General features: G+C 62.0%; 28 protein-coding genes. 2 read left to right on the top strand and 26 right to left on the bottom strand.

From position 1 onward, the window contains the following. The 11 genes from NKI61_RS20205 to NKI61_RS20155 all read right to left on the bottom strand — a co-directional run. Positions 1 to 1,198, bottom strand: a 1,198-nt coding sequence (locus tag NKI61_RS20205; protein ID WP_352840446.1) for a hypothetical protein, incomplete at its 3' end; no start/stop codon positions are given. Beyond that, positions 1,198 to 2,532, bottom strand: coding sequence for a hypothetical protein (locus NKI61_RS20200; protein WP_352840444.1), 1,335 nt, complete (start codon positions 2,530 to 2,532; stop codon positions 1,198 to 1,200). The genes NKI61_RS20200 and NKI61_RS20205, both read right to left, overlap by 1 nt. A 25-nt stretch (positions 2,533 to 2,557) precedes the next feature. Further along, positions 2,558 to 3,214, bottom strand: a complete 657-nt coding sequence (locus tag NKI61_RS20195; protein WP_352840442.1) for a hypothetical protein — start codon at positions 3,212 to 3,214, stop codon at positions 2,558 to 2,560. Then, a complete protein-coding gene (locus NKI61_RS20190) occupies positions 3,211 to 3,960 on the bottom strand; it encodes a hypothetical protein (RefSeq protein WP_352840440.1) in 750 nt (249 codons plus the stop codon). Before NKI61_RS20190 ends, NKI61_RS20195 begins: the two co-directional genes overlap by 4 nt. After that, a complete protein-coding gene (locus NKI61_RS20185) occupies positions 3,960 to 4,499 on the bottom strand; it encodes a hypothetical protein (protein WP_352840438.1) in 540 nt (179 codons plus the stop codon). The genes NKI61_RS20190 and NKI61_RS20185 overlap by 1 nt, the downstream gene beginning before the upstream one ends. 12 nt (positions 4,500 to 4,511) lie before the next feature. Further along, the gene (locus NKI61_RS20180) at positions 4,512 to 4,973 is read right to left on the bottom strand and encodes a hypothetical protein (protein ID WP_352840436.1); all 462 of its coding nucleotides are present in this window, start codon (positions 4,971 to 4,973) and stop codon (positions 4,512 to 4,514) included. After that, positions 4,973 to 6,733 (bottom strand): hypothetical protein, encoded by a 1,761-nt coding sequence (locus NKI61_RS20175; RefSeq protein ID WP_352840434.1) that lies wholly within the window; start codon positions 6,731 to 6,733, stop codon positions 4,973 to 4,975. The genes NKI61_RS20180 and NKI61_RS20175 overlap by 1 nt, the downstream gene beginning before the upstream one ends. Before the next feature lie 3 nt (positions 6,734 to 6,736). Continuing rightward, complete coding sequence (locus tag NKI61_RS20170) at positions 6,737 to 6,958, bottom strand: hypothetical protein (protein ID WP_352840431.1); 222 nt, start codon at positions 6,956 to 6,958, stop codon at positions 6,737 to 6,739. A gap of 2 nt (positions 6,959 to 6,960) precedes the next feature. Beyond that, complete coding sequence (locus NKI61_RS20165) at positions 6,961 to 7,413, bottom strand: hypothetical protein (protein WP_352840429.1); 453 nt, start codon at positions 7,411 to 7,413, stop codon at positions 6,961 to 6,963. Beyond that, on the bottom strand, positions 7,410 to 10,595 hold the full coding sequence (locus NKI61_RS20160; RefSeq protein ID WP_352840427.1) for a phage tail tape measure protein: 3,186 nt from the start codon (positions 10,593 to 10,595) through the stop codon (positions 7,410 to 7,412). The genes NKI61_RS20165 and NKI61_RS20160 overlap by 4 nt, the downstream gene beginning before the upstream one ends. 4 nt (positions 10,596 to 10,599) lie before the next feature. Continuing rightward, positions 10,600 to 11,262, bottom strand: coding sequence for a DUF6441 family protein (locus NKI61_RS20155; protein ID WP_352840425.1), 663 nt, complete (start codon positions 11,260 to 11,262; stop codon positions 10,600 to 10,602). A 57-nt stretch (positions 11,263 to 11,319) separates the two neighbouring features. On the opposite strand from NKI61_RS20155, the gene NKI61_RS20150 reads away from it, so the two are divergent. Beyond that, the gene (locus NKI61_RS20150) at positions 11,320 to 11,733 is read left to right on the top strand and encodes a hypothetical protein (protein ID WP_352840423.1); all 414 of its coding nucleotides are present in this window, start codon (positions 11,320 to 11,322) and stop codon (positions 11,731 to 11,733) included. A gap of 183 nt (positions 11,734 to 11,916) precedes the next feature. Here NKI61_RS20150 and NKI61_RS20145 read toward each other — a convergent pair whose 3' ends face one another. The 3 genes from NKI61_RS20145 to NKI61_RS20135 form a co-directional block, all read right to left on the bottom strand. Next, positions 11,917 to 12,423 carry a hypothetical protein gene (locus NKI61_RS20145; protein WP_352840422.1) on the bottom strand — a complete coding sequence of 169 codons (507 nt, stop codon included), beginning with the start codon at positions 12,421 to 12,423 and terminating at the stop codon, positions 11,917 to 11,919. Further along, on the bottom strand, positions 12,420 to 13,076 hold the full coding sequence (locus NKI61_RS20140; RefSeq protein WP_352840420.1) for a hypothetical protein: 657 nt from the start codon (positions 13,074 to 13,076) through the stop codon (positions 12,420 to 12,422). The genes NKI61_RS20145 and NKI61_RS20140 overlap by 4 nt, the downstream gene beginning before the upstream one ends. Before the next feature lie 66 nt (positions 13,077 to 13,142). Continuing rightward, positions 13,143 to 13,517, bottom strand: coding sequence for a hypothetical protein (locus NKI61_RS20135; protein ID WP_352840418.1), 375 nt, complete (start codon positions 13,515 to 13,517; stop codon positions 13,143 to 13,145). Between the two features lie 55 nt (positions 13,518 to 13,572). Between NKI61_RS20135 and NKI61_RS20130 the strand changes: the two genes are divergently transcribed. Continuing rightward, on the top strand, positions 13,573 to 13,806 hold the full coding sequence (locus tag NKI61_RS20130) for a ribbon-helix-helix protein, CopG family (RefSeq protein ID WP_352840417.1): 234 nt from the start codon (positions 13,573 to 13,575) through the stop codon (positions 13,804 to 13,806). Here the strand turns inward: NKI61_RS20130 and NKI61_RS20125 are convergent. The 12 genes from NKI61_RS20125 to NKI61_RS20070 all read right to left on the bottom strand — a co-directional run bounded on the left by NKI61_RS20125 (position 13,803) and on the right by NKI61_RS20070 (position 20,985). Continuing rightward, on the bottom strand, positions 13,803 to 13,925 hold the full coding sequence (locus NKI61_RS20125) for a hypothetical protein (RefSeq protein ID WP_352840416.1): 123 nt from the start codon (positions 13,923 to 13,925) through the stop codon (positions 13,803 to 13,805). The two genes, NKI61_RS20130 and NKI61_RS20125, sit on opposite strands and share 4 nt — an antisense overlap. 62 nt (positions 13,926 to 13,987) lie before the next feature. Beyond that, positions 13,988 to 14,398: a phage pre-tape measure protein gene (locus NKI61_RS20120; protein WP_352840414.1), complete on the bottom strand. Its 411-nt coding sequence runs from the start codon at positions 14,396 to 14,398 to the stop codon at positions 13,988 to 13,990. A 15-nt stretch (positions 14,399 to 14,413) separates the two neighbouring features. Then, entirely contained in the window at positions 14,414 to 14,923 is a 510-nt protein-coding gene (locus NKI61_RS20115) for a phage tail tube protein (protein WP_352840413.1), read from the bottom strand. A gap of 121 nt (positions 14,924 to 15,044) precedes the next feature. After that, positions 15,045 to 15,500 carry a hypothetical protein gene (locus tag NKI61_RS20110; protein ID WP_352840412.1) on the bottom strand — a complete coding sequence of 152 codons (456 nt, stop codon included), beginning with the start codon at positions 15,498 to 15,500 and terminating at the stop codon, positions 15,045 to 15,047. Next, positions 15,500 to 15,859, bottom strand: a complete 360-nt coding sequence (locus tag NKI61_RS20105; protein WP_352840410.1) for a hypothetical protein — start codon at positions 15,857 to 15,859, stop codon at positions 15,500 to 15,502. The genes NKI61_RS20110 and NKI61_RS20105 overlap by 1 nt, the downstream gene beginning before the upstream one ends. Then, positions 15,856 to 16,179: a hypothetical protein gene (locus NKI61_RS20100; protein WP_352840409.1), complete on the bottom strand. Its 324-nt coding sequence runs from the start codon at positions 16,177 to 16,179 to the stop codon at positions 15,856 to 15,858. Before NKI61_RS20100 ends, NKI61_RS20105 begins: the two co-directional genes overlap by 4 nt. A 7-nt stretch (positions 16,180 to 16,186) precedes the next feature. Beyond that, positions 16,187 to 16,798 carry a hypothetical protein gene (locus tag NKI61_RS20095; protein ID WP_352840407.1) on the bottom strand — a complete coding sequence of 204 codons (612 nt, stop codon included), beginning with the start codon at positions 16,796 to 16,798 and terminating at the stop codon, positions 16,187 to 16,189. Further along, the gene (locus NKI61_RS20090) at positions 16,798 to 17,184 is read right to left on the bottom strand and encodes a hypothetical protein (protein WP_352840406.1); all 387 of its coding nucleotides are present in this window, start codon (positions 17,182 to 17,184) and stop codon (positions 16,798 to 16,800) included. The genes NKI61_RS20095 and NKI61_RS20090 overlap by 1 nt, the downstream gene beginning before the upstream one ends. A gap of 4 nt (positions 17,185 to 17,188) precedes the next feature. Continuing rightward, entirely contained in the window at positions 17,189 to 17,401 is a 213-nt protein-coding gene (locus NKI61_RS20085; RefSeq protein WP_352840404.1) for a hypothetical protein, read from the bottom strand. A gap of 10 nt (positions 17,402 to 17,411) precedes the next feature. Next, positions 17,412 to 18,065: an FkbM family methyltransferase gene (locus tag NKI61_RS20080; protein WP_352840402.1), complete on the bottom strand. Its 654-nt coding sequence runs from the start codon at positions 18,063 to 18,065 to the stop codon at positions 17,412 to 17,414. Then, positions 18,062 to 18,268: a hypothetical protein gene (locus NKI61_RS20075; RefSeq protein ID WP_352840401.1), complete on the bottom strand. Its 207-nt coding sequence runs from the start codon at positions 18,266 to 18,268 to the stop codon at positions 18,062 to 18,064. Before NKI61_RS20075 ends, NKI61_RS20080 begins: the two co-directional genes overlap by 4 nt. After that, entirely contained in the window at positions 18,265 to 20,985 is a 2,721-nt protein-coding gene (locus NKI61_RS20070; RefSeq protein ID WP_352840399.1) for a methyltransferase domain-containing protein, read from the bottom strand. Before NKI61_RS20070 ends, NKI61_RS20075 begins: the two co-directional genes overlap by 4 nt. Positions 20,986 to 20,991: the final 6 nt, after the last annotated feature.

Raw genomic sequence — 20,991 nt, 5'->3', positions numbered from 1 at the left:
CCGAGAACGCTCCGGGGTCTTCGCTCGCCGCCGCCAACTCCCTTCGGCAGGAACTGCAATAGGCAGCACTACTGGTCGCGGCTCCGGACACCTCAATCGAATTGATATAATTCGTCGGATTGGCCGTCGTCGGATGTGCGCCGCTATCAAGATGCGCCGCAATCCACAGCGTGTTTCCAGATCCCCACGTTGGCGTGACGTTAGGTGGATCGATTGTCGAACTGAACGCAGCCTCGACAGCGCCATTGGCATTCGTGATGCGATAGGCGTTGGCAGCAGAATCCCGTGTACCGGTGGTCGTGACGATCCGCTGGGTTGCTCCTTCGGTCCCGTCAGAGACCTTCTTCAGCACCAGGCTCTTTGATCCGTTGGTCGCCACCTGCGTCCAGCCCGAGGGCAGCGTGAAGGCCGTATTGCTCGCCCAGCAATGGAAGATGATAATGAGCAGGTCGCCCGACTGGACACCTGCCGGCATGTTGATGTCGTGGTTGGTGACAGCCGGGGTAAACGCCGTCAAGGCGGTAGAGGCAACGATAGGGCCAGCCCAGGAGGATGCATCGACGAACTGGTCGATGACGATCGAGAACGGCCCCGCATCGGCGTTGTTGAACCAGAGGGCGATGCCGAATGTGGCCACGCCGGAAACGTTGGTGAAGGGGTCCGGCGTCGAGCCGGAATATTCGACGTTCCAGGCCGCCCCGTTGCTGCTGGTTTCGAAAAGATAGGTCGTGCCATCAGCCGATGTCGTCAGTCGGATGTAGTTCGGCCCTGCCTGCGTTCCGGCGGCCGCCGCACCACCGTCTGATGTCGTGTGGCCGCTATCCTTGTTCCAGCCATTGGGCGGCGTGCCATAGACCTTGTATTTGTGCAGGCCAGTGGTGCCGTCTCCACGCAGGCCGACGATGTGGAAATCGTTGGAATTCTTCAGCCCGAAGCCGACCATCGCCAGCTTGCCCTGCTGGGACAGCCGGGAGAAGTCCGGCGTGTAGCGGAAGGTATATTGCCGCCCAGCCTGGATCGTCGCCAGCGGGAACACGAACTTGCCGAACGATCCCGGCTTGACTTGGCCCTTGATCGTGGTGTCGCCGGTCGATGTGGTGGTAACGACCGGGGGATCGACAAAGCCGCCATCGCCGTCGCCGCTTGACCCTGACCACGCTCCGGGTCCGCGACGGCTGACCAGATAGGGCGCAAGCATCAGTTCGCCGCGCCCTGGAAGCCTTCGACGGTCGGCGTGAAGGTGGTCGAGCTCGCGCTCGACGTTGCCGCCTCCAAAGCCTGCAACTGCCACCAGATCGTTTGTGCGCCAGAACCAGGCGTGGTGATGATGCGCGCGCCTTCATCGGGGACCAGCACCGCTGCCGCGCCGTCCGAGAAGGTCCGGAACGTGCCCGACATAGTGCCGATGAAACCAGCCTTCTTGTTGGAAAAGGCCAGGTTGTCACCGCCGACGACGCCGGAACTTGCGGTCGGATCGGAATTGTAGAGCCACACCCTGACCGCCTTGCCGGCAAAGCCGGTGTCGTTCGAATCGAGCCGGAAGCGCTCGATGGTCAAGGGCTCATTGTTGAGATCGGCCACGGTGATGACGTTGGCCGTGACCGAGCCCGGCGTCGCGCTGTTGGAGACGGCATCATTGGCCGTGTAAGGCGTCTGGTTTGCCGCGCGGGTCAGTGCGGTGCCGGCTGCCACGATGAACTTGGTCTTGACCTTGCCGATGAGAGCCGTGCCGGCAGGAAGGGACCCGAGAACGATGGTGCCCGAAGTGATCAACAGTTTGACAATGCCGCGCAGATAACGCTGGATCGTCCCATCGGCATCAGTGATGACGGCAGCACCAGTGGTTGCCCCCAGAACGGCCACAGCAGGGTCGTCAGAGGCAAGCGTGACACGCTGGACAGTTGCGGCGACGGCACCGGCTCCTGCCGCTACGCCAGCCTGCCCGACGATCAGATTGACCTTTGCGCGGTCGCTCTCGTCCCAGTCGTCCAGAACGGACAGCGATGCGATGGCCGCGTCGTCTGAAGCCAGTGTGACCGCGAGCGAGTTCGCGGCTGTCTTGGTGCCGAGAGACGCGGGAACCAAGGCGATCAATGAGGTGATGCGTTGCGCGATGCGCTGAAGCCTGCCGTTCAACCCGCTCGATGCGGTATCGGAAGCTGGCGCGGTTTCGGTGAGCGAGCCAATCCCGCCCTCAACGCCGTCCAGATAACCGGCCAGCGTCGTGCCAAGATCGGCGTGAAGCGTGTCGAGTTTCGTGTTCGAAGACCCGATCAGGGTTTCGATGCCATCGACGTAGCCAGCCAATGTGTCGAGCTTGGTGTTTGTCGAGGCTATGGCGGTGACAGCAGGGTCGTCGCTGGCCAGGGTGACGCGCTGCACGCCCGCCGCGACGGCACCGGCGCCGCCAAGTGCATCGGTTGCCGAGCCATCGGCACCGAGCGAGACCTTGACGCGCTGATGCTTTACGCCGCCGATGTCGTCGGCAGCAACGTCGTCTCCCGTTCCCGGAAGGGTTACGTTATCAGCCATATTGGCATTCCTTCAGTGTTGGGCTTCAGGCGGTCAGGCCTGGCAGCAGCGAGTTGGCCACCGGCGCGGTGAGCGTGATCCTGCGATAGTACAAGCCATTGTTCGACGACGCTTCGAAGCCGCCGAGGATCGCCCGCATCATCGGCTGCATGACATTGGGTGTCGTGTCGACCAGCGCGTCGGCACCATCGATCGACATGGCGATGAAGCTGGGCGTGTAGGTGACGGCTATCTTGTGCACGCCAGGGCCGAAGTCGGTATCGGTGTCGACGCCTCGGTAATCCGAGCCTGAAGCATAGGTCCGCATGAACCCTGGAAACGTGCGCTCGATGTCGAAGCTGTTGGCGTCGGTGTCCTCTTCCATGTAAAGCGGGACGTCTCGATCACCGGCCGAAAGCGATTCCCATTCGATGTAGATCGTCCCGCCAATGGCGACGAACTCGGCGAGATCGGCGAGCCAGCCGGCAAGCGAGAAGATCGATCCAGCGGCATCGTGGTCGAGGATTTCCAAGCCACTGGCGCCGACACGCTCCGGCTTGTCGATGATGTCGGCCAGCGTCACCGGCGAGCCGTTCAGCGTATAGACCTCGTTGATGAAATCGAGCGACCACGAATTGGTGATCCCGCCACCGCCTCCCGACGAGGAACGACGGAGCGGCTGGGCTGCTACACCGGGCATCATGGCGCTACGTCCTGTCTTTTGAAGAGCACCCAGAACTGGCCTTCAGGATAAAGGCCTTCCTCGACAATGATTTTCGTGCCGATGGCGGCATAGGTCTTGCCAGCGATCTCGACCGTCATGCCGGCAACCGACAGCGATGCCGTCTCGGCGCTCTGGATGGTGGGAATGCCAAATCCGGGGCCGCTTGACTGGCCTGTCTCCCACATCTCAATCGTGGTTTCGCCGCCCGGCGAGGAGAACGGGCCGCCCGGCACGAAGCCTTGCGCCTTCAGAACGACGTTGCCCGCAAGCCCATCGGTGAAATGCTCGCCAGAGTGACCGGGAACAGTCGGCACCAGCGCCTCGCCCTCTTCGCCGGGCGCAAAGCTGAAGAACGGCGCCTTGAGGCCCGCACCATCAATCCCCTGCCATTGCCAGCGGGAGAAACCGTATGGCCCCGGGAGAGCCGGCTCGCCACTGACCGCTACTTCGCCAGAAATCTCATGCCACGATCCACCCGAGAACCGAAGAAATTCACCGAGCCCACCGTCAGTAGGATAGGAGTAGGTCGCCAGCGTCGTCGAATAAAAACTGAACGGGGCGATATAGGCTGGGCCACCGCCCGGCCCTATCTCCACATCGAAGATCGTCGCCACCGATATGGCGATGTTTGCGGCGATATAGGGCGAACCCCAATGCACGTTGACGATCTGCTGGAAGGGATCGAGTTCGACCGGATTGGCCAGCGAGCCATAGGGGCCAGGCATCAGGCGGTCACGTCTTCAGCGAGGCGGCCGATGAGATCCCAGACACCATCCTCGATAAACTTGCAGGTGACGACCGATCCCGGCCCAGCGGTCTGATTGAGAAAGCCTTCATAGCCGTTGACGGTCACGTCCGTCGAATCGGAAAAGATCAGCGTCCCGTCGCCGATCTGGCGAAAGCTGACCTCCATGTCGGCAAGTGCGGTCGCCGGCAGGTCGATGGTCAGATCGCTTGCGTCCTCATAGCGCCAGTATCGGTTGCTGTCGGTGTTCGAGACTGCATAGACGCCATCGGTCGGTGCATCGAGCGCTCCGACGATTGACGGGCGGAAGTTCGCTTGCGGCAGGGTATAGGGACCAAGCACCGTGGCGTCGGCCAGATAGATCGTCATCTGGGTGCCGACGACTGTGATGTTCGAAATGCCGGTCGCCACCGGCGGGTTGTCCTCGAGCTCGGTGATCCGCTCTTCGTGACCCTCGAAGTTGTCATCGACTTCGTCGGGGGTGAGGTTTGAGCCCTTGTCCCTGCGATAGATTGTCATCTGGTGATCCCGTCAGGAGGCTTCGGTGGTTTCGGAAGGCGCCTTCGACCAGTCGAAGTTGAAGCGCACATAGATGCCGGTCGTCCGGTTGCGGAACATGATCTTGGTCGCACGCTCGACCTCGACCCACTGCTCGGAATCATCAGGATTTTCGACCCGAAGCTTTTCGACGGCGCGGTCGACGTAATCGTAATCGATGATGACAATGCCATCATCCGGGTCGTCTGCCGGGTCTTCCGGCGGCCAGTTGACGGTCGTGCCCGGATTGGTCTGCTGCTCGGGCGTTGTCAGCGTGAACCGGGACGCCTTGCCGAAGCGGAAGTGCGCTTCGCCGCCAGCGTCCGGCTTGACCTTGGACAGCGCCCGCTTGAGCACGCCATCGCCATTGCCGCGGCTGTCGGTGATGGAAATCCGCGCGCCGCTGGAATTGTGGCCGGCGCGCCAAGGATTGGAAAGGCCCCTGATCTCGACCATCAGGCTGCCTCGAGGTCGATAGTCTTTGGCACAGCGAGCACGCTCACCTCAAGCGGATAGTTGGTGATGAACGGCCCGCCCTTGAGCACCTTGAAGTCGCCATCCACCTCGGTGAACACCTGGTTCAAGGCCTCGATCGCGGCCGAGATGTCCGGCCTGAAGGCGCCAAGCACCGCCTTTTGCGTCGGCAGCGGGTTGACGATGGTGATCTGCTCGACCAGCGTTGCCGGGTCCATCACGAGGAAGTCGACGCCGTCATCGTTCGGCGGCACCAGCAGATAATCCTCCGAGAGCGTGACCTCGCCCGCGATCGGCATCACGGTGCGCCCGGCATACGCCTGGTAACCGTCGTCGACATAGCCTTCCCCGACATACGTCGGATCGCCGGGAACGGTGGTAACCGTGTTCCCCTTGCCGACCGTGCAGCCGATGGTGAGCGAGGCGATCGACGAGCCGTTCGACGAGGTGATGGCATAGCCGATGATCTTGCCGGTGGCCTCGCCGCCGGGAATGCGGGGGTCGACGACGCGGGCATTCATGCGGCAGGACAAGGTCTCGACGAGGCTGGCGGTCAGTTTTGCCGAGAACGATATCTGCACCGCGCGCGAGCGCTCGAGGATGATGCGCCGCGCGCGGCAGATCAGGAAGTCGATGCTGCGCCGGCCGCGCTCGGTGGTGAGATAGGCGCGCTTGCGGACATCGACGATCGGCGGCGTGCCGTCGGGAAAATCCGTGGTCGGCTCATCGACCGGCTCGTCGGCATCGCCGGACGCCTTCATCTCGGTCAGATCCTGCCCTTCCGGGTCGGTCAGGATCGCCTGGCAGTCGGCGACCAGTGTGAAGGACAGCGTCTCCTGCCGGTTGCGGGAAACGTCATAGTTGGCCTTGAACACCGGCTTCATGGTCCAGACCGGAAACTGCCCGGTGCCGTTGGTCATGACGATCTGGTGATAGTCCTGCGGCACGACGAAACCGTCGGTGCGCACGATCGAGCCGTCGCCAAAGGACCAGCCGCCGCCAATGCGGTCATCCTTCTCCGGGTAATCCTGCATCAACCCGTCGCCGGTCAGCGACTGGATCGAATGGCCGCTGCCCGATCCGGCCAGCGAAAAGGCGGCGAGCAGTTGCGGTGTGAAGTCGACGGTGCCGGTCGCGACCTGCGCCCAATTGATCTCGGCCGACACCTTGATCGAGCTCAGCGGCGGCTCGCCGGGATCGACCGACAGGCTTTCCTTGATGAACGCGTCGCCGAAGTCGATCAGCCCATCCTCGCCATTGAGGATGTCAGAAGCTGTCACCCCCAGATCGACGCGGCCGATGTGCCAGGCGTGGGTGTAGCCCTCGAGCACGGTGTCTGGATCCTCGCGCGCATCGGCGTTGATGAACATCGGATCCCAATTGGGCGCGACCTTCATCGCATCGGACAGCGCCCGCTTCAGCGCATCATAGGCGGACGGCCGCGCCAAGAAATTCAGGGTGACGGCATTGCCCTGGATTTGCTGCGGCACGCCTACGAGACGGCCGAACAGCACCGGAATGACGCCGGCGGTCGGGTTGCTCTCGTCCTGCCAGGACAGCCAGGCCCATTGCTTGCGGCCGGGCGCCAGCAGGCCGACGCGCGGGTTCCTGACCGTGACGTCGAGGCTGGCGAAGCCGCCTTCCTTGTGTGGCAGCGAGATCGAGACGATGTCCTCGTCCATGACCTGGTGCTCGATGCCGAAGGTGGTCTCGGTCTCGTCGACCCAGGCGAAGAACCACATGGGTTAAGCCTGGCCAAAGGGGCGGGGATTGCGCGGGTTTGCATGGGCATGCATCGCCAGCGCCTCATCAGGCGAAAGCTTCAGTTCGGTTTCACCGATGCCGACGGCTGACAACATGCATGCATGCTCGATGAGTTGGAGACCATGCTCCCGAGCCCACGCAGCTTGCTCCTCAACGGTTTGTGAAAGGAGCAGGGCTTGCCACAGATCGCCAAGGTTTTTCATTGTCATACCTCTTCGAGATCGAGCGACCAGGCTTCGTCGCCATCCCACTCCACAACGCTCTTGCGGAATCCCACGACGCGCATGGTCAGGCGAGGCCGGTAGAAAGTGAAGGCCCCGTCGATGCGCGTTCCCGGTTCGGCGGTGTTACCGGCGACGTCGCGCTCCGGCGACCCGGTGGCGGTGAGATAGGACAACTCCACCACGCAGTCGACGGTAAGCTCCATGCCCGGCCAGATGCCCGACAGCGCGGGCTGCTGCTGGTCGGTGCAGGAGATGTTCGACTTGTATTTCCGATAGGTCCCGTCGGCGAGGTCGATCAGCGTGCCGTTCACGGTGCGGGCGAGCTGCGCCGCGCCGTCGACCGGCTCAAGCGTCTGGGTGATGTTGCGCGCGCTGTAGGGCGGCACGCCGATCGGATCGAGGCGCAGTTCAGTGAGGTTGTCTTCACTGATCATTTGCCAGGCCTCCGGCCAGCCGATGTCAGCGCCGCACCGATAGCGTATTGCTGGAACTTCATCACCGGGTCATTCTCGCCGATCAGATCGACGACATCCTGCAGGGTCGGGCCGTACTGGAGTTTCACGGCGACCATCTTGCCGGAAAGGCCCATCCCGCCGGTCAACGGAGCCTTGACGCTACCGCCGCCAGCGAGGCGCTGAACAGACATCGTGCGATCGAACCCACCCACCGCGCCGCCAATGGAGAAACCGCGCAGCGACTTCCAAAAATCCTTCGGCAGCGCCATGCTGTTCAGTGCGTGGAACAGGCCCGGACCGTAGTAAGCCACGGCCTTCGCCTTGGTGATGAACTCGCCCAGCGATGCCCAGATCGGAATGCTGTCGCTGGTCGCGGTGCCGCGACCGGTGCTGAGATGACCGCCCTCGGCGAAACCGCCCTGCGAGCCGCCGCCCGACGAGGAGGATGAGGACGACGCTTGCGAGCGCAGGCGTTGGGCTTGGGCGACTGCCTCGCGCAAGGCCGCAATGATCGAGGCGATTTCCGAACGGATTCGACCGGCAAGGCTGCTGATCACCGACGACAGGTTGGCAAAGCCGCCCTGGATCAGAGCGCCAAGGCCGGAGAAAATCTGAGAAAAGACCGACGGCAGCGCGGTGAACGGGCCTGAGATTGCTGCCGCTGCCTGCTGGGCGCCGCTGGTGTCAATGCCCGAGAGAGCGCTGTTCACCCCGCTAACGGCTTCCTGCGTGGCGGCCGGCATCTTCTGGACGTCGACGATCACGCCGTCGACCGCCGTGCCGATCGCCGAACCGAGCCCGCCGCCGACATCATCGGTCGGATTGAGCGCATATTTCAGACCGAGCGCTGCCTCATCCGCGGCAGGCTTGATGCGCTGGATATCCGTGACGATCCCATCCACGGCAGGCGTGATGGAGTTGGTCGTCAGCGATTCCGGAACGGTCCGGATATGGCTGGCGATGTCGTCGGCAACCGCCTTGACCTTGGCGCCGGTGGCCTTTGCGCTCTCGCCTACGCCATCCAGTGCAGCCTTCGACTTCTCGGCGCTGGTGGCAACGCCATTGACGACATCGAAGACTTCCTTGGAAAGCTGGCCGCCAGCACCGCCGCCTCGGAAAACGGTGATCTGATGGCCAAGGTTTTCGACTTTCTTGGCTGTGTCGTCGAGCGCGGCATTCGCCTTGGTCGCGGCCGCTACGGTCTCGTTGCCATATCCAGCAATGCTGAGCGCCGCTTGCTTGGCCGCAAATTCGCTATCGGTGAGCTTGCCGGTTAGCAGGCCGATGAAATTGGCACTTTCACCGGCGTCCTGCGTCAGCTTATGGGCGTTTTCGGTGATGTCGAGGAACTGTTGAGCCAGCTTGCCGAGTTCTGGATTGGCAGCGCCAATCTTGGCGACTTCCGCGCGGAACGCCTCGACGTCCTTTGTGCCTTGAAACTGCTTGAAGACCTCGAACAATTGATCGGCGGCGTGAGGCAGAAGGCCGTCGAACTGCTGGATCGAGTTGACCGCCTCGTCGATCGCGCTGCTGAGGCCCTTGCCGGCCGCTTCCTGCGACAGCCTGGCCTGGATAAGAGCAGCATCCTTGACCTGCTGCGACATCTCGGCGACCTTGCGGCCCGCCTGGTCATAGGCGCTGCCGACTTTGCCGATAAGTTCTTCATGGACGCGCAGCGCCGTTGTGGCTTCGCTGGTGCGCGTTGCCCACAGCGCGATTGTCACACCGACCAGCGCCAAGGCTGCAATGATCGGATTGGCACCCAAGAACAGCAGCGCCGTCGAGAGCAGCCGAAAGCCACCGACCAGCGCAGCGACACCCTGCAGCGTCACGCCGAACGCGCGCGTCATCAGGCCAAGACCGAACAGCAACGGGCCGATGGTCGCAACGACACCGGCAATGATCGTGCCGAGGTTGAGCATTTCCGGGCTGAGTTGCGCAAGCGCTGTCGTCCAGTCGGTAAGCTGGATGACGATGGTGGTGGCAAAGTCGAGGAAGCCTGAATCGCCGATCGCGATGCCCAGATTGCCAAGCGATTCGATTAGCTTACCGAGTTCACCGTTGAAGCCCTTGACGCGGGTTGCGGCGATGTCGGCTGAATCCGTGTTCTTCAGCTTGGCCATCATGGAGTCGATGCCCTTGCCGCCTTGCGTCATGAGAGCAATGGCAGTGCGAAGGGCGTCGGTGCCGAAGATGGTGGAAACGGCGTCGTTCAAATCTTCCTGCGAGAGCTTGCCGAGCTTGTCCTGAAGCTCCTGCGCGATCTCCGACATCGACTTCATCTTGCCGGATGCGTCGAAGAATTTGAGCCCGAGCTTTTCCATCATCGCCGCCGCCTGCTTGGACTGCGGGACGAGGCGCGTCAGGAATGTCTTGAACGAGGTGCCAGCGTCGGAGCCGGATGCGAACGACGAAGCCGTCGCGGCCAACACCGCGTTGAACTGCTCGAAGTTGACGCCAAGCGCGCCAGCCGCGCCGCCGGCCTGCCCGATGGCCAAGCGGTAGTCGTCAAAACTGAGCTTGGACTGGATGGTCGCGCCGGTGATCTGGTCGACAACGGCAGGCAGTTGCGACGCGCTCAGTTTGAACTGATTGATGACGTCGCCGATAACTCCTGCCGAAGCAGCCAGTCCTGTATCGTTGGCCGCCGCGAGGTCGACCATTGCCTTTGCAGCGCCGCCCATGATGGTCTGAAATTCGATGCCGACCTTCGCAAGTTCCGTCATGCCCTCGGCTGCTTCAGTCGTAGAAAAGACTGAAGCCACGCCCAGCTCTTTTGCCTTGTCCCTTGCTTCGTTCAACGCCTCGCCGGCGATGCCAGCGTTGACAGCGAAGCTGTTCATCGCCTTCTGGAAATCGCCGGACACCTTCAGGACGCCCGCGCCAACACCGACGATCGGAAGCGTCAGCGATGTTGTCAGTGACCTACCGACATCTTGGATCTGCTTGCCTGTCTTGGCAAACTGCACACCCAGCGACTTTATTTGCGCTTCGGCCTGCTTCAAAGAACTGAAAAAACCCGGAGGCAGCCCCTTGGTCGCAGCTGCGGCGGCCTGCAGATCCTTGAACGCCTTGCGGCCGGCGGCGCCGAATTCGGCCAATTCGCGCTTGAGTTCGGCACCGCCGTCAAGCTGAATTCTTTGTTTGATCGTTCCGGCCATTTGGCTACTCGTCGATGAAATGTTGGTAGTAGTAGGCAGCGAGCTTTGCGGCGTTAGCCTTGGTGATCGCGCGGAGATGGAACTTCTGCTTGATGTCGACCTGGCGGATGCCGACGAAGAGCGGGACGGCAACGCGCGGCCCGGAACCGGACGCGCCTTTGCGCAGCTTGGCGTTGGTGACCTTGCCGAAGCTTCCAGACTTCTTCGCTCGGGCCGAGACGCCCATGCGTGCTGCTAGCAAGGGCGGTTTGCCCGGTCGCCGGATTGGAAAGAGCGGCCCGATCTGGCTGATGTAGAGTGATGGCGTTATACGCTTTCGGCCAATGCGCTTCGGCGTTGACGGCAGCGGCAGCCAAAGCGTCGGATCGCCGTGGATGACGCCGCCGGTTTCGAAGATGTCGGCATAATCGATCTTGTGGCGAACCATCGCGGCCGCATCGGCCGAGACCTTGCCCCCGCTCGGATAGGCATCAGACCGGAAGGAATTAGCCCATGCCCGGCTGAAGCCAGCCGAGATGATATTGGCCCTGCCTTCCACCTTGATGTTGTTGGCAACCTGCCGCATCGCCATGGTCGCAGCCTTGGCGATTGGCTTGTATTTGCCCTTCATCGCCTTGATCCAAGCGTCGCTCGGATCATCGACTTTGATGCGCAAACTGCCTGCCATCAGTTGCCCTCATCGAGATTTTGCTGAATCTTGCCCGCTGCAAAAGGGGGTAAGGCAATGAAATTGGTGATTCTGCTTGTTCTGTCGGCGCTCTTGTCCGGCTGTTCGAAGGAAAAGACGCCGGGCGATCTCGGACGTTATGCGGCCTTGAACGAGGTGGCCTTTGGCACTCTCACAAATAAGGACAACTACCGCGCCGGTCAGTTCATGGCCGCGTGGTACAAGGCATGCCAGATGGCCAGAGACGAGATGAAGGGCTCTCCCTTCCTGAAAACAATCGGCGATGACGCGCTCAATATGTCCAAGGCCAATGAGGAATTTACCGCCGCCTATGTGGAGGGACTGCATAGCGACCTCTCGATAGCGGCAAGGAAGCCACTGCAGAGATTTGTCGTTCAACAGTGGTGGCACTCTGGAACGGGTTGCGCGACCATCCTCAAAGAGACACCATCATGGGCTCTCGAAAGATGATCGCGCTGTTGCCTGCCTAGGCAAGCCTCGCCTCGCCAGGCCTCGACCGGCCTTACCAGACCTCGCCTTGCCTGCCTCGCCAGGCCGGGCCATAACTGACCGCGCCCAGCCTCAACTCGCCTTGCCTGCCATGAAATCCCGAAGGACGCGAGGTTGTAGGGAACTCTCGCCGTAACCCTGATTTCAGTTCTTATATTTAATGCTTTTTTCGGCCTCGTCTATGACATCGAACAAGCCCGCAAACTCTTTCAGATCCTTGTAGCGCCGCCGCCATGCCTGCAACTCGCCCCAGGCGCGCTGAAGCACAAGCTTGCGCGTCTTGGTCTGGCTCATCGCGTGCGAGGCTTCGCGATAGTGCGGCGCCGACGGCTCATTGACGTGCACGAACATTTTCGTTCGAACTGCCGGCTTGACCCTCTCCTCATCAACGTAGATTGCCACCACGGACCTGATCAGGCCGCGCGCCTGCGCCAGTCGATGTTGCTCTGCCGCTGCGCCATCGTCCCACTCGAAGAATGAGTGCAGCGGGCTGTTATCGTGCCTGGCGTCCGCAAGAACGTCCTGCGGTGTCAGTTCGCCTTTGAACTGCTTGCGCAGCAATTCCAGATGCTCGCCGACTGCCTTTGCATTGGGATGAGCGCCGGACTGGAACCGGGCGCCCTCGCTGAATTCGTAGCCGCCGATCCTCATTTCAGCGCCTCCAGATCGCGTTCCGTCGCGACATGGAACAGCCCATACTGACCGTCTTTTTCGGGGCGCCATTCGCCGACACCGACCGCGAAGCCGCCGGTGTTCAGCAGGTTGAGGATTTGCGCCTCGCTGAGAACGTTGGCGTTGTAGCGCACCAAGATTTTCGTGTGCCACTTCGGAAACTCGGCCCGATAGCGAAGGTCTGCCGAGCCCATGCCGACCCTGACCATGTCCTCGCGCATCTGCGGCGCGCCGCCCTCGATCCTGACAAGATTGACCCGCGACAGTGAGCCGGCGAAAGCGCCTTTGATGTCGGCATCCTCGCCGAGAATATGGAAAGCCTGCCGCGCCTGAATTTTGGTGATGCCAGCGACCGACGTGCCGGCGGTGACTGCAGCAGCCTTGAAGGCAACAGAGGGGAAGCCATAGCCGCCATCGGCGAGGCGGTACATAGATGCCTCGAAATCCGACTTCGGGTCTTTCGCTTCCCGCGCGCCCTTGGGCGCCTTCGTCTGCTTGTCGAGCATTTCCTTCTTGGCCTTGCTCGACCATGCGTGGACGATCAGCGGGCTATCGCCGATCAGCGTCACCTCCATCAATCCGACGTTGAGCGGAGGCAGTTCGATTCCGACTTCCTTTTTGGCAATGGCCATTTCAGTCTCCATTCGCGCTTAACCGCCCTGCCAGAGGCGGAATTGGTGATGGTCAGAAAGAGGCTGCTACCGTTCGTGCAGCGGTCGAAGATCTAGGCCGACGGTCGAGAGCACCTGCAGTGCCCTTGTCTCCGGCGACGGGATGGTTTCCCATGTTGATCCGGTCTCGCTCCCAACCTTTCGCAGCGGGAAATGGAAGTGCGCGGCGAGCGTGTTGCAGGGCACCCACCGAGAAGCTTTGAGCCGGTCTTGGCCGGGATAGATGTCTCCCATGAGGATCAGCCGCTCGAAATAAAGCCACTCATTGTAGGCTTGGAGCAGATCCATTCGTTCCACCGCCGGGACTGGGGAAGCTATAACCGCGGCCGGCAATGCGACGAGCGGAATTGCAGAAAGGGTTGAGAGCGCGGCGCGGCGCGTGATATTGGCTTGAGCAGCCATGGTGAGCCTCCAAACAGGTTCGCTTCGGTTAGGGCCGCTTTGGTGGTGACACACCTTGGCGGCCCGACTATTTCGTGATATCAGCAAACTCATGTCTAAGTCAACTGGTGATATCACGAAACGCAAACGTCCTCCTGCGGCGGGCACTCCTGTCCTTGTCCGCCTTCAGCCTGACTTGCTCGGCCCTCTCGACAAGGCCGCAGCCGAGCTTTCCGAAGCCTCCCGCCCCGAAGCCATCCGTCGCATCATCAAAGACTGGTTGATCGGCCACGGCTATCTGACGCACTAGCCCTTCCCGAGTTTGTCGATCAGCTTGTTGACGTCCTTGTGATCGCCGCGCGCCGCCGAGAAACCATCGGCCAGGGACTGAGCTCGTGCGCGCTTTTTCACCCGCTCGGAAAAGTACATCCGACCGACGAGTTCGCGCGGGGTACACCGCCAGAGACGGGCCTCGTCGTGCCCGCGCTCGATCAGTTCCGTGATGGTTTCCGCGATTTCAAAGCCGGCACCGTGGGCGATGCTGCGCCGCCGACCGTGCCCAGCAGAGCGGTCAGCGTTGCCATGAAAGGGCCAGGGCCGCGCGGCATGGTCACCCGGATGATGGCAGCCAGGAGTTCGGCCTTTTCGTCGAGCGCCAGATTCTTGGCATTGGCCTCGTCGATGTTCGACACCCCAGCTGCAATCAGCGCGGCAAGGATCTCATCTGACATCGACAGCAGATGGTCTATGTCCCACTTGCCCGTTGCCCACATCTTGCGGAGTTCGGGGAAGCGGGTCAGCAGACCGACAATGCTTTTGGCGGCAACACCGCAGACTTTCACTTCTGCGCCGCGAACCTCGACAGTTTCGGTCAGCGGCGCAATTGACAGCAGATCAGGCATAAAGGCTCCTTTGGTTTACTCGGCGTCCGTCACGGTGATGGTGCCGAAGGACGTGCCGGCGGTGGATTCAACGGAAAGGATTTCGCCGGTGATTTCGACCTGACCCCAATCGTCGCCGATCAGCGACAGGCTTCCGGACGGGCCGAACGAAACAGACGGCATCGAGACAGTCACCTGGTTGCCGATGTCGTTGGTGCCGGTGAAGGTCAGGGCGCCGGTGATCTCGCTCTCTTCGAACATCTCGAAGACGCCAGAGGTGGGATCGCCGCCAAGCATGAGCAGGGCAAGATTGTCGGCCGTGATTTCATCCAGCACGATGCGGATGGTCAGGGTCTTCGACAGGGTAACGGAACGATCCTTCTGCTTCACGCCAGCACGCGACGAGAAGTGATCGAGCTTTTCGATTTCCGGCGTAATCTCGACTTCGGGCGCATTGCCAAGGTCGCGCGGCGAACCGCCGGTCTTGGTGAACGACAAGGTGCCCTTGCCGACGAAGTAGTTGAGAACGTTAGGTGACGTGGCCATAAAAGTAGCTCCTTCGGTGGGACGGACGTGTCATCGCGACAGGCCAGGAAAATGTGCAGTTTCCATCGGTGGGACTGGCAAGCCTCACGGCTGGCCTTTGACGCCGCTGCACCGGCGAATTTCAGATTGTTCCGTCGACCACGCGGCCGGGGAACAGGATGTATGGAATGGAAAAAGACATGCCCATTTCGCCCATCATCGAGCGACCCCACGCGAGCGAGGTCTGCGAGGCAAGTAGGCGGGCGCCAAGGCCGTTTGTCGTCATCGCTGTTAGCGTTGCGTCGGTAGCGACCGCATCGATCAGTTCCGCGCGGTAGCCGTTCAGGACGGTGCCGATCGACTTGACCGCTTCTGGCAAGACGACAAACAGTTGCGGTGTCATGATCATGCGGCGCGGTGCCAGTGGACCACGGCCCGGAGGGTCGCCCTCGTCGGCTCCTTCGTCGGCGTCGAGCACGATAATCGCGGGCAAGTCCGTCTCGTCCGGGCTGCTCATGTTGCGGAACACCTTGCGGATACCCGCCACGTCGCCAGCGATGGCCACCAGGCGGTCAAGGATTGCTTCGCGCGTGTCCATCAAGCCAATTCCGTCAACAGCAACAGAACTTCGCCCTTGCCTTCGCCTGTGGGCGCCGGCTTGAGCAGGTGGTTGCGCACAGTCCAGGTCTTGCCGTTGATCTCCAACGATGCCCCGCGAAGGTCAGCAAGATCGATGCCCGCCAAATCCGTGGCCCGCACCGCCGCGGCAGGTTCAACGGTCTGCACTTCGCTTGAGAACCGATTGCGGCCGGCCTCATTACCTTCAATGACCAAACCCGCCGTCTTGTCGATCGCGCGCAGCGCCATCGGAGGATCACCGCACGTCACGGTCAGCACCGCGTCGACGGCTATCGGCGACGCATAGAGCGCGGCGTAGTGGATATCCCAGATGCTCATGAGCCATGCCTCGTCTTGGGGACGAAGTTGAACTCCCAATGGCCGACACGATCGGCACCGGCATCGACGTCGATGTGGGCGACATAGGTGGTGCCTGCGGTCATCTCGACGCCATCCTCGATGATGCCGCGGTAGAGGCCGTCGCTGACAGCGACATAGGCCATGGCTTCCGGCCAGGTCTGGCCAGTCACTTCCGCGCCGGCCTCGTCCTTCACCGTGACGGACACCGTGGCGTCGTTGACGAACTCGTCCTCGATTGCGCTTTTCAGGCCGTCGAGTTCGATGACGTTGGTGTTGGCGACGTAGACGATGCAGGTCATGGCGCCCTCAGTGGAAGGTTACGTCGTCGGTCTTGACCGTGCCCGAGAGCGCCAGCCTGGTGGTGAGATCACCATCAAGCGCGGCTTCGATCTCGGCACGGCCGGAAAGCAGCGGCCGGATATCGACACCAGCCAGGACAAGGGTTGCGATGAACCGGCGAAGGGCGGCGTCATCGACCAGGTCGATCAGCAATTCATCGACGGCCTGGATGAACAGCGTGACCCCTCCGGCCTCGCCCACAAGCACCGCGATGTCGTCTGTCCTGTCGAGCGATGCGAGGATGGCAAGGGCCTCGCCGAGCGCCACCGGCGCGCTGTCAGAGCGGTTGAGGCTGGCGAGGATGGCATAAGCTTCCGTCAACGCCAAGTTCAATGCATCCGTGCGGGTCACGGACGCCAGCAGGGCCGCAACAGCGTCCGAGACGGTCACGGCAAGCGCATCGGACCGCGACAGGCTGGCGGCGATGGCTACGGCCTCTGCAAGCGTCGGCGCGAGGCTATCTGCCCTGCCAAGCGAGACGAGGATGCCGGCACTTTCCGATAGCGCAACCAGAACACCATCGGATGCCGCGATATCGATCGGCGCCGAGTTCTGGTTGAAGAGGAGGAGGAGCGACATTACGAGCCGATGCTGACCGTGATGTCGACCGTGAGCAGCCAGCTTTGCGCCGACGTTTTCGTGCCGAGATCCTCGACCTTGCGGCTGAGCATCGTCGCGGCGGCGGCGGCATTGAACAGCGCCCATTCCTGCCAATGCCAGTTGGCATCGCCGGTGCCGAACAGGCTACGGAAAGACAGCACGTTGGTTGCCCGGCTGGGATAGGTCGCTTCCATGCCCTTGCGCAGCTTGTTCGATGCCGCCTGAAGATCGGTCTGCGACGCTGCGAAGGCGGTCGCGGAATCGCCGACGCCCAGATAGGCATTGCTGGCATCGAAGGCCGTGGGCGGGCCGTCGTCGATGATGGCGGCGGCAATGTGATTGCGGCCTGCATTGGTCAGGGGCATGGCTCTATCCTTTGCCTTCGATCGTTTCGACCGGCGCCAGGCCGGCTTGATATTCGCCTTCGAACTTCTGCAGCCGGAAATCGATGCCGACGGAGATGGTCGCCAGGTCGCGCTTGCCGGCAGCGACCTCGGCCAGGGCGGCTTCGATCTGCGCGGCCTTGTCGGGCGCGAAGATACGAAGCTGTTGAGCAATGGCGCGCAGGCGATCGATCGACATCAGGCAATCCTCACCAGATCAGCGCCTGGTCAGCAGCGCGAACGAAGATCATGTTCGAGCCGCACCACGAATGTGGGACGAAGCCTTTGACCGCCATCAGCGCCGCGAGCTCGTGACTTGTGTCGCCGCTGCCATTGTCGGCCTCGACGATGACGACGCGTGGTGGATGATCCTCAAACTCGGCGCTGTTGAGAACGTCGACATCGAGACCTTCGATATCGATTGACAGGAGATCCGGCCAAATCCCGCCAGCATGCTGGTCGACGATGCGGTTGATCCGCATGACCGGCAATTCAACGCTGCGCACGATGCCAAGCGTCATCGCGGTCGCCTTGTCGAAGGTGAAGCGGCCAGGATCGGCGGCGACATGGTGGAAGGTCATCCAGCCGTGGACCGGCGCAACGCCGACGCACAGGTTGATATCGTCCGGCCGCGCCTTCAGGAAAAGCGCGTGCTGCGCCTCGTTCGGCTCCACATTGATGCCGCGCGAGCCGCGCTCGTAAAGCAGCGCCGTGTTCGACAAATCGAACGGGTGATAGGCGCCAACATCCAGATAGGACGGCCGCTCGATGCCGAGCCGCTTGAAGATGTTGAGCACGGCCAGATCGTCGCCGTGCTGCGCATAGGTGCGACCGCCGAACCACTGATCGCGATGGCCGGTCAAAGTTTGGCGTCCATCTCGATGCTGTCGGTCGCGACGTTGTAGTGCAGAGAGAAGGCGAGGCCGCTATTGATCATTGCCAATGCAACAGGCGCGAAAAGCGCCAGCGTCTGTCGGGCTTTCTCACCCAGAGGACCATGCGGGATGATAGTCACCGACCTGCCTTCGATGTCGGCGTTGATGTCGATTTCTACCTGACTGGTCATTTCCGCCCCTCGGCAACCGCCGCTTCGATCCAGTTGAAGTGCTCGCCGATAACCGTGTGATGGCCTTCGACGTCTGTCAGGTCGGCATGCGCGGACTTGTGGACCTCGCACCCGGCGATGTCCTCGAAACCGGCGAAGAACAGGCAGGCCTCGAGCAGCGCCTGCGACCAGATCGCCTTGTGGCCGTGCGCGTGGATGATGGCGTGCATGGCGCCGCGGCGGTCGGCCGAGGGCGCCCATTTGCTCGCAAAATCGAAATAGTCCTGGTCGCCGCGCCGCCAGATGTTTTCGAGGCTGGGCACGCAGATGCGGATGATGCCGCCCGGCTTCAGCACGCGCCGGGCTTCAGTGAAGAAGCGCAGCGCCGCATGATAATCGACATGCTCGACGACATGCTCGGCATAGATGAAATCGGCGTGGTCGTCGGCAAACGGCAGCCGCTTCTCGATGTCGACTTCGGCGTCGAAGTTCCGCCAGCCGTCGAGCCTGTTGGTGCCGCAGCCGAAGTTCAGCTTGATCGCATCCGCGACCGGTCCTGCCGCCGGCTCCTGCGCCACCGTAGAGGCCACGAAGGCCTCATAGGCCTCCGGTGTCGCATGCGTCACCCAATCGAGCTCGGCGACGTTGCCGGCCGTGATCTGGCCCCTGTCGCCGCGCTCTGCCTTGAGCTGCAGCATCTGCAGGTCGGCGCCCAAGATGTCGAAGATAGCCTGTTCCGGATAGGGTTTTGCCTGGCGGTTCCACCAGTCGTATTTCTCGATGAACTTCGACTGCCAGAGATAATCGACGCTGAAGAACATCAGCCCGGTTTCGGCCCAGCCGGTTTCGTTGCGCTTGGTGCCTTCGACCGGGACCGACGCTGCCTTGACGCCGGTCGCCATCATCTGGCGGATGATCGGCAGCACCGGCCGCTTGAACAGGCTGTCGCCCTCGATGTGGACAACGTAGTCATATTGGCCGTCGATCGACATTTCGAGGCCTTTGCAGAAGGCCCTACCCCAGCCGTCTTTGCCACCGCGCGCCAGGTGCCCAATGTTGTCGGGGAATGCGTATTTCTCGGCGCCCTGCTCGACGGCGAGCAGTGGGACCGGCGACGCGCTGTCGACCAGCAGAAGATCGACGGTCGTGCCATTCACTTGCCGGTGCAGCGCTTCCCATTGAGCGGCAAGGCGCTGCTTGCCCAGCGTGTCGACATAGGTGGTGCCGAACACCAGAACCCGCGGCAGCTTGCCGTGCTTTTCCGCGAAATCTTCTACCTTCGGCAAAGCCTCGGTCAGGTCGATTGTCTTGTTGCACTGGTGGTGCCGGTCGAAGCACTCGCAGGGTTTCGCCGGCTCGATCGGCAGCGTCGGAGCAAGGTGCTTGCCCACGATATTGGTGAAGCGGAAGCTTTCATTGCCGCCATAGACGCAGATGTTCGGCGTGCCGACAGCCTGCGCCAGGATCGGCGTGAACCCGGCATTGCCGAAGACGAGCGAGGCCTCAGCGAACAGCCCTGCCAGCGTCTCGAAATCCGCCTCGCCCTTGTGCAGTTTCAGGTCGGCGTCTTGTTCCTCGCCGACGATGTGCTCGCCCTTTTGCGTCAGATCGCAGACGGAAACGGTGAAGAACCGATCCTTGATCGAGCGATAGAGCGCTGCATAGGCGGCAACATCCGGTGACCGCGACGGGCACGGCCATGTCGCATTGAGCACGATCGGCCGATAGACCAGGATCGGCTTGCCGCCGGTGTCGCCGACCAGTTTGCGGGCCGCCGCGCGCCAGGCCGGCTTGACCGGCAGGCTGAAATCGGGCCGGGCCGGAACTTTCAGGCCGACCGAGCCGAACATCGCTGCAAGCAGCGTGCCGTGCCTCTTGGTCTGGGCATGATCGTAGCCGATGCGCTTGTCGGGCTGCCTGACCAGCTTTGTCGCGCTGACGTTGCGCCTGTCGCGGATCCGGGGTGGTAGCCTGTCCGATATGGTGACCCTGAGCCCTTCGGCCTCGAGGTCATGGTAGATGGCCGTGTAATAGGTCTGGACCTCGACGCTGTGGGTCTTCATCATCTCGCGCAGCACGGCGCGCTGATGCAGGCAGTCGCCCATCCCGTACATGCCCAGCACGACGAGCGAAGGCTTTGACAGACGCTGCAGCATGGGTTCCTTCACCGCTTCTTCAAGCGTCATCTTCGGCCAGATATCGAGATTTGAGACCGGCGAGCAGTTGATCACCGGCACCGGAATGGAGGCCGCCACGGCGCGGAATTCTGCCGCGTGCTTGCCAAAACTGTCGCCCTTGAACGGCCAGGGATAGGCATCGGTGTGATGATGCCGCTGCCCCTTGACGATCTGCCCGTCGACGCCGAGCAGGACGATCCTGGAAGCCCCGAAGTGCACCGCCAGATTGATGGCGCCGGTGACGCTTGTGGTTTCCAAGGCCAGGGTATCGGGCCGGGTCGCGATGCCCTTGCCAGGGGCGATCTTCTTCAGGTTCTTGATGCGCTTGTCCGACCATGCGCAGGTCGTGACGACAAGCCCGCCAAAGTCAGGATGGAACTTCGTCCACCATCTGGTGTCGGCGAAGAACAGCACGTCGGCTTGTGGATAGGTCTTCCATGCCGAGTTGATGGCGATGACCCGCCGCCCCGATAGGAGCGACAGGTCCTGGCTTAGAACGGAGGCGCCGCCCGCGAGGATGAAAACCGTTTCACCGGTCCATTCTCGCGGGACAGCCCACATTCAAGA

Origin of the sequence: Mesorhizobium sp. M0514 (assembly GCF_040321145.1) — a bacterium.
In the GTDB taxonomy this organism is placed as follows: Bacteria; Pseudomonadota; Alphaproteobacteria; order Rhizobiales; family Rhizobiaceae; genus Mesorhizobium.
Note: the sequence above shows the minus strand (reverse complement) of the source record. Positions and strands in the feature narration are given on the sequence as shown.